Raw genomic sequence first — 8398 nt, 5'->3', positions numbered from 1 at the left:
CTAATTCAACCTACTCTCCATCTCCTCAAATAACCCCCGTTCCGCTTAAACGGGATGCAAATGTAGCACCCTTATTCACCCCTTTCCTAACGATTTATCACTATTTTTTTAAATATTTTATAACTCCCTTAACCTCAACTAGAAACAACCCGAGAAAACTTCCACAATGGTACACTACTACATGCCTCTCCGTACATGTGCACGTTAAAAAAACTTAAAACAGAAATGAGAAAGGGTAGGTCACCAGACAGAATAGTATTTCTAAACAACAAACCCCTGCTAGGTCTAAGCCTAACAGGGGTTTGTTATAATTTATAATATATCGATTAACGCACGATAGTTTCTGTTCTATCAGGACCCAAAGACACAATTGTGATAGGCACTCCTGTTTCTTTTTCAATGTATTCAATATAAGCAACTAACTCGGAAGGCAGGTTACGATACTCTTTAACGTTCCTCACATCCTTAGCCCAACCTTTAAAGGTTTTATAAACTGGTGTTATCTCTTCATCCAAAAGTTGGAATGGCATCTCTTCAGTTAGTGTTCCGTCTGAAAGTTTATAATGGGTACAAACTTTCAGTTCGTCTAGAATACTTAAAACATCGGCCTTCATCATAAAGAGTTGCGTTACTCCATTGATCATGATGGCATATTTAAGTGCTGGTAAATCTAGCCAGCCACATCTCCTTGGACGGCCAGTAGTAGCTCCAAACTCGTGGCCTTCATCTTGGATTCTTTTTCCAACCTCATCAAACAGTTCGGTTGGGAATGGCCCACCTCCCACACGAGTACAGTATGCTTTAAAAATTCCAAAGACTTCTCCAATGTTTCTTGGTGCAACGCCAAGGCCTGTACAAGCTCCGGCTGTCATGGTATTCGAACTTGTTACATACGGATAGCTTCCAAAGTCAATATCGAGCAAAGAGCCTTGCGCCCCTTCTGCCAAAACAGTTTGGCTTGAACGAATACATTCATTAATCACATATTCACTGTTCACCAAATTAAAATCTCTAAGGAAATTGATTGCCTCAATGAATGGTGCTTCTGCCTCTTCTAGATCATACTCGAAATCGTAGTGGCTCAAAATGTTTTGATGCTTCTTTACCAAGTTACGATACCTACCTTCAAAATCTGGAGCCACTATATCACCTACACGAATTCCATTACGTGCAACTTTGTCTTGATAAGAAGGGCCAATCCCTTTTAGAGTAGACCCTATTTTATCTTTTCCTTTTGATTGTTCATAAGCCGCATCTAAAAGCTTATGTGTTGGTAGAATAAGTTGTGTCTTTTTGGAGATGAAAAGGTTCTTTTTTAAATCAATATTGAATTTAGAAAGACCTTCAATTTCTTTTTTAAAAACAATTGGATCGAGTACTACTCCATTTCCGATTATGTTTCTTATTCTTTCACGGAATATACCTGAAGGAATTTGATGCAATACATGTTTATGGCCGTCAAATTCAAGCGTATGACCAGCATTTGGCCCACCTTGGAATCTGGCAACAACATCGTATTTTGGAGCTAGTACATCAACTACTTTTCCCTTGCCTTCGTCTCCCCATTGCAAGCCTAAGAGTACATCAACCTTCATTCTAGTTTTCTGATTTTAATTTTAATATTGCCTCGTCCACAGTTTTTTCAATATTGAATATGGCGTTCAGCTTGGTTATTATTAATAACTTTTTCACATGCTCGGAAGGATTTACAATGCATACTTCTCCGCTTTGATTTCTAAACTTAGTAAGAATAGTGATTAAGACACCGATTCCGCTGCTGTTAATATATTTTACTTCGTTAATATCGATTATACAGTATTTTACTCCCTCACTAATAGCTATGTCGGCCTCTTTGAGTAAGGCAACTCCAACTTCTTCACCAATAAGGTTTCCCACTAATGAAAGTATTAGGGTTTCAGAATCTATTTTTGAACTATAATCCATACTAACTTAATTTTAATTATCGGACTCTGATTTCTTTTTTGGTTTAGCGAAAAAATAGAGCGTATGATGCATGATTTCAATATCAAACATTTCTTCGAGTGTGTTTTTGATGTTCTGTATTCGTGGATCGCAGAATTCAAGCACTTCGGTTGAATCTAACATTAAGATATGATCGTGTTGTTTAAAACCGTAGGATTTTTCGTATTGCGCCAGATTCTTTCCAAACTGATGCTTACTGACTAAATCACACTCTACCAGTAGATCTAATGTATTATATACTGTGGCCCTTGAAACACGATAGTTTTTGTTCTTCATTGAAATGTAGAGCGATTCTACATCAAAGTGTCCTCCTCTGGAATAAATCTCCTCAAGAATGGCAAACCTTTCAGGCGTCTTCCTAAGTGCTTTGTTTTCCAAAAAAGCAGTAAAAATCTTTTTTACTTGTTCAAATACCTCAGGCTTTAACGACATACTTCTCGCGCATCAAAGTGCAAATATATAACTCTAAACTTATTTAACTCATTAGGATTGAATCTATCGGAAATTAACTCTAATAGATATGGAATGAAAAGAGTCTAAACATTAGACATTAGTAGACCCAACAAGGAAGTAATCTGTATTGTTATTATTTTAAATCTTTTGATTCGAAACGAGTCACTTTCATTACTCCATTGATTTTTTCTAGCCTACGGCTCATGTCGTCTAGGTGTTTTGTATTATTGATGTACAACATGATTTGTCCATCAAAGATTCCGGTTTCGGTATCGATGCTGATAGAGCGCATGTTTACTTTCAATTCACTAGAAATTAAATCTGTTACATCGCGCATTAGGCCTACCCTATCGGTACCAATAATACGAAGCCCCGCCAAAAACGCATTTTGCTGTTCAGACATCCATTTGGCTTTTACTATTCTATTGCCATGATTAGAAAGTAATTCTGGAGCATTTGGACATGTTGTTCTATGTATTTTAATCCCTTCATTTACGGTTACAAAACCGAATACATCATCTCCTGGAATTGGATTACAGCATTTAGCAAGACGATAATCTACCATGTCCATATCTTCACCAATCAGAAGAATGTCTTTTCCAGTAGTTTTTATTTTACTGAAGTCATCACTAAAATCGCTCAACTCCTCTGTTTTGGCGCGCTGAGATTTTGTGTTGACCTTAAACTCTTTGTATTTCTTAATTTCTGAAGGGTCGATAATGCCCTTGCCTACTTTATAATAAAACTCCGTAACGGTTTTTTCTTCGAAGAAGGCGCGCAGCTGGTTTGCCACATCGCCATCGAAAGGAATTTTCATTTGTTTAAGCTTGCGCTGAACAATCTCCTTTCCATCAATAGCCGCCTGTTTTTTAAACTCTTTTAGGCTGTCTTTAATTTTAGACCTGGCCTTGGAAGTAACTACAAACCGTAACCAATCTTCATTCGGTTTCTGTTTAGAAGAAGTGAGTACCTCAATCTGATCTCCATTCTTAATCTCGTAATTTAACGGAACCAGTTTATTATTGACTTTCGCACCTAAACATTTTGCACCAACCTCTGTATGAATATCGAAAGCAAAATCTAGTGCTGTAGCGCCAGCTGGCAATATCTTTAAATCGCCCTTAGGAGTAAATACGAAAACTTCATCACTGAAAAGGTTTGCTCTAAAGTCATCAACAAACTCAATCGCGTTTGTATCGTTTTGCTCGAGCATATCTCTGACTTTCTGTATCCACAATTCTAAGCCAGACTCGTGAGATGTAGGTGCTCCATCTTTGTACTTCCAATGCGCGGCATATCCTTTCTCAGCAATTTCATCCATGCGCTTTGCCCTAATCTGCACCTCTACCCAACGCCCCGTTCTACTCATTACAGTAGTATGAAGCGACTCATAGCCATTGGCCTTTGGTGTACTTATCCAATCGCGAAGTCTATCGGGGTTAGGAGTATAAAAATCTGTAACTATAGAATACACCTGCCAGCAGGCAGCTTTTTCATGTTCGGGGTCGGTATCCACAATAATTCGAATAGCAAACAGGTCATATACTTCTTCAAAAGGAATGTTCTGTTTTTTCATTTTATTCCAAATGGAATAAATGGATTTTGGACGCCCTTTTACCTCAAAGCTAATTCCAGTTCGGTTAAGTTCTTCTTGAATTGGCGCTACAAAGCTTCTAATAAATCTGCTCCGAGAAGACTTGCTCTCTGCAATTTTCGAAGCTATCTCAGCATACACGTCTTCTTCGGTATATTTCAACCAAAGATCTTCTAGTTCAGATTTTATTGTATACAAGCCTAATCGGTGAGCAAGCGGTGCATATATATATATGGTTTCGGAAATAATTTTCAATTGCTTGTGGCGAGGCATGCTCTCTAGGGTTCTCATATTATGAAGCCTATCAGCAAGCTTTACCAATATCACTCTTACGTCTTCGGAAAGCGTTAGTAGCATTTTCCTGAAGTTCTCGGCCTGTTGAGAGCTACCGTGATCAAACACTCCCGATATTTTGGTAAGCCCATCTATGATTTTAGCCACCTTGGGACCAAAGTCGGCATTGATTTCATCTAGCTCGATTTCTGTATCTTCTACTACATCGTGAAGAAGTGCAGCTACAATTGAAGTTGTACCAAGTCCAATCTCTTCTACGCAAATTTGAGCAACCGCCAATGGATGATAAATATATGGCTCACCCGATTTTCTTCGCATTTCTTTATGCGCTTCCAGCGAAGTATTAAATGCCTTCTTAATCAGTTTGGCATCATCATCCTTTAAAAAAGGCTTTGCTCTGCGTAATAGCTTACGATATCTTCTAATAATTTCCTTTCGTTCCTCTTCTGCATCAACCGCTATCATATGTTAAAATTAGCCTCCGTAATTTTCGATCAATAATATTTATAAAAAAATATTTTTAGCTATTGAATTATTTCTCTTTTAGTGTACCTTTGCAGTCGCATTTAACAATCGCACGCGGATGTGGCGAAATTGGTAGACGCACTAGACTTAGGATCTAGCGCCTTACGGCATGGGGGTTCGAGTCCCTCTATCCGCACAAATAAACCCTCGATCTTCCGATTGGGGGTTTTTTATTCGTACCAACAAAAATTGACAGGTTTTGGATATCACGTTAGACAAAAAAGCTTCAAATGTCGCTTCAATTAAAGTTAAATTAAATGAAGCAGATTACCAATCAAAGGTAGCAGACAAAATTAAAGACTACGGCAAAAAGGCACAGATTAAAGGCTTTAGAGCTGGAAAAGTACCTAAAAGCCTTATCGAAAAGATGTACGGAAAGTCTATCCTAGTAGAAGAAATCAATCATTTAGTAGGACATGCTATTCAAGACTACATTCGTGAGAACGACTTGAAGATTCTCGGAGAGCCACTTCCAAATCAACAACAAATCGAATCTGTAGACTGGGACACTCAGACAGATTTCGAATTTGAATACAACGTTGGATTAGTAGATGAGTTCGCTTTAGCACTTGATAAGAAAATCAAAGTAACATCTTATACGATTACAGCTGACGATAAAGTTCTTGATGAATCAATCGACAACGTAAGAGCTCAGTTTGGTAAAATGACCAATCCTGAAGTAAGCGAAGAAGGTGATTTACTTTACGGAACCCTGAAGCAAGAGAATGGTGATATTGAAAACGATACCACGATTGACCCTTCTGATTTCACTAAAACCAACGCAAAGAAATTTGTAGGCAAAAAATCAGGTGATGAAATTAAAGTCAACCTTAAGAAACTCTTCAAGGATGACGCTCAAGTAGCTTCTCATTTGGGAAAAACTGCTGATGAAGTAGCAGACCTTGATGACGCTTTCGTTTTTGTTGTGAAAAATATCAATAGAAAAGAAGTAGCCGAGTTAGATCAAGAGCTTTTCGATAAAACTTTCGGCCCTAATACTGTTTCTACAGCAGAAGAGTTTAGAACAAAAGTAAAAGAAACCATCGAAGCTAATTACGCTCGCGAAACGGACGCTTTCTTAAACAAAACTATTCAAGACGAATTAATCAAAGTTACCAAAATTAACTTGCCTGATGAGTTTTTGAAAGAATGGTTGAAAGTAACAGGCGAAGGCAAAGTAACTGATGCAGACATTGAAAACGAGTATGAAATTTATGCTGATCAATTGCGTTGGAACTTGATTTCTAGTCAAATCGCCAAAGAGAATGAGCTAAAGCCAGAGCATGCCGATATTCAAGAGGCTACACGAGCTATGATCGCTCAACAGTTTGCAGGTTCGGGAATGGGTCAGTTTGCTGAGCAAATGGATTCGTTTGTGGAACATTACCTTAAAGGTGAAAACGGTCAGAACTACATGAAAATGGCCGAGCAAGTACAAGAGGCAAAAGTTATGGAGTTGATCAAAGAAAAAATTGAGATCAAATCTAAAGAAGTAGATGTAGAAAAATTTAAGGACATCGTTCAGAACTAAACGAATAACAACCTTGTTAAAATTAAAGTCCTTTGAACGAAGGGCTTTTTTTTTAAATTTGTTCAGTTCAATTCTCTAATTAAAACATGATAGATAAAAACGAATTCAGAAAATATGCCATTCACAACCAAGGGGTGAGTGGAACAGCGATTGACGATTATTCCAATTATATCCAGAATATGACCCGATCGGTTATTGAAGAAAGACCAACGAGATTTGCCGAAATTGACGTGTTTTCACGATTAATTATGGACAGAATCATCTTTTTAGGGATGGGTGTTGACGACAATATCGCCAATATTATTACTGCTCAATTGTTATTCTTAGAGTCAGTTGACCCTAAAAGAGACGTGTTGATGTACATTAACAGCCCAGGCGGGTCGGTTTATGCTGGTTTGGGGATTTACGACACTATGCACTATGTTGGGCCAGACGTAGCTACTATTTGTACTGGCTTGGCAGCTTCTATGGGAGCGGTGCTATTGGCAGGTGGGGCAGCAAACAAAAGAGCCGCTTTACCGCATTCTAGAATTATGATCCACCAACCAATGAGTGGAATGCAGGGTCAAGCTTCTGACATGGAGATTTCACTGAAACAAACGTTGGAAGTAAAAAAAGACCTATACAATATTCTATCGAGTCATTCTGGCCAAACTTACAAGAAGATTGAGCAAGATTCAGACAGAGATTATTGGATGAGAGCTTCAGAAGCTAAAGAGTACGGATTAATTGATGAGGTCTTGATTAGACCAAAAAAATAAGATTATGGCAGAAGTAACCTGTTCCTTTTGTGGAAGAAATAAGAAAGATGTAGACCTGATGATTTCAGGAATTCATGCGCACATTTGTAATCATTGTATTACTCAAGCGAATCAAATTCTTTCAGAGGAATTAAAAACAAAAAATGCTGAAGAGTCTACGCCTAGATTCAATGTAATAAAACCGATGGAGATGAAAAAACATCTCGATCAATACGTTGTGGGGCAAGATGAGGCTAAAAAGGTTATTTCTGTAGCGGTTTACAATCACTATAAACGATTGACTCAACAAAAGATTGATGACGAAATCGTGATTGAAAAATCAAATATTATTATGGTTGGGGAAACGGGCACAGGTAAAACTTACATTGCCCGTACCCTCGCCAAAATTCTTCAGGTACCATTCTGTATTGCCGATGCTACCGTATTAACAGAAGCTGGTTATGTGGGGGAAGACGTAGAAAGCATTCTTACTAGACTACTACAAGCTGCCAATTACGATGTAGAAGCTGCCGAAAGAGGCATTATTTACATTGACGAAATTGACAAAATTGCTAGAAAATCGGACAACCCATCTATTACGAGAGATGTAAGCGGTGAGGGTGTTCAGCAGGCACTTTTAAAATTATTAGAAGGCACAAATGTTAACGTTCCCCCTCAGGGCGGAAGAAAACATCCTGATCAGAAAATGATTTCAGTAAATACTGAAAACATACTTTTCATTTGTGGTGGGGCCTTTGATGGTATTCAAAGACATATTGCTAGCCGACTGAACACACAACCACTTGGTTTTATTTCGGCTCAAGATGACAAAGAGGATTACGATAGAGAAAACCTTCATCAGTACATCAATGCTCAAGATTTAAAGAACTTTGGTTTGATACCAGAGCTAATTGGACGTTTACCAATTGTCACCTTCTTGAATCCTCTGACCAACGAGATTCTAAAAGACATTTTAACTAACCCTAAAAATGCGCTTACAAAGCAGTATACTAAGTTGTTTGAAATGGAAGAAAAAGAACTTGTTTTCGAGCCTTCGGCACTAGATTATATTGTAGAAAAAGCACTTGAGTATAAATTGGGTGCGCGCGGTTTAAGGTCAATTTGTGAGGCAATTATGACAGACGCAATGTTTGAAATGCCCTCTGACACTAAAAACAATAGGCTCGAAATCGATTTAGAATACGCTAAAGAAAAACTTGAGAAATCGAAGTTTAAGAAGCTGAAGGTGGCTTAAATCAGGTAATCAGGTAATCAGGT

General features: G+C 38.0%; 7 protein-coding genes and 1 tRNA gene. 4 read left to right on the top strand and 4 right to left on the bottom strand.

What is annotated here, in order from left to right:
* Nucleotides 1-326: 326 nt before the first annotated feature.
* From OB69_RS17640 to OB69_RS17625, 4 genes are all read right to left on the bottom strand, one after another.
* Nucleotides 327-1595 (bottom strand): adenylosuccinate synthase, encoded by a 1269-nt coding sequence (locus tag OB69_RS17640; RefSeq protein WP_053225087.1) that lies wholly within the window; start codon nt 1593-1595, stop codon nt 327-329.
* 1 nt (nt 1596) lies between these two features.
* The gene (locus tag OB69_RS17635; protein ID WP_053225086.1) at nt 1597-1944 is read right to left on the bottom strand and encodes an STAS domain-containing protein; all 348 of its coding nucleotides are present in this window, start codon (nt 1942-1944) and stop codon (nt 1597-1599) included.
* A gap of 12 nt (nt 1945-1956) precedes the next feature.
* A complete protein-coding gene (locus tag OB69_RS17630) occupies nt 1957-2415 on the bottom strand; it encodes a Fur family transcriptional regulator (protein ID WP_053225085.1) in 459 nt (152 codons plus the stop codon).
* Nucleotides 2416-2569: 154 nt separating this feature from the next.
* A complete protein-coding gene (locus tag OB69_RS17625) occupies nt 2570-4789 on the bottom strand; it encodes a RelA/SpoT family protein (RefSeq protein WP_053225084.1) in 2220 nt (739 codons plus the stop codon).
* A 114-nt stretch (nt 4790-4903) separates the two neighbouring features.
* Here OB69_RS17625 and OB69_RS17620 point away from each other — a divergent pair.
* The 4 genes from OB69_RS17620 (at nt 4904) to clpX (ending at nt 8375) form a co-directional block, all read left to right on the top strand.
* Nucleotides 4904-4985: transfer RNA gene (locus OB69_RS17620), tRNA-Leu, on the top strand.
* 63 nt (nt 4986-5048) lie between these two features.
* The gene (tig, locus tag OB69_RS17615) at nt 5049-6380 is read left to right on the top strand and encodes a trigger factor (protein ID WP_053225083.1); all 1332 of its coding nucleotides are present in this window, start codon (nt 5049-5051) and stop codon (nt 6378-6380) included.
* Between the two features lie 86 nt (nt 6381-6466).
* Nucleotides 6467-7141 (top strand): ClpP family protease, encoded by a 675-nt coding sequence (locus OB69_RS17610; protein ID WP_053225082.1) that lies wholly within the window; start codon nt 6467-6469, stop codon nt 7139-7141.
* Between the two features lie 4 nt (nt 7142-7145).
* Nucleotides 7146-8375: an ATP-dependent Clp protease ATP-binding subunit ClpX gene (gene clpX / locus OB69_RS17605; RefSeq protein ID WP_053225081.1), complete on the top strand. Its 1230-nt coding sequence runs from the start codon at nt 7146-7148 to the stop codon at nt 8373-8375.
* Nucleotides 8376-8398 lie beyond the last annotated feature (23 nt).

It is taken from the genome of Roseivirga seohaensis subsp. aquiponti (assembly GCF_001267955.1).
GTDB lineage: Bacteria > Bacteroidota > Bacteroidia > Cytophagales > Cyclobacteriaceae > Roseivirga > Roseivirga seohaensis.
Note: the sequence above shows the minus strand (reverse complement) of the source record. Positions and strands in the feature narration are given on the sequence as shown.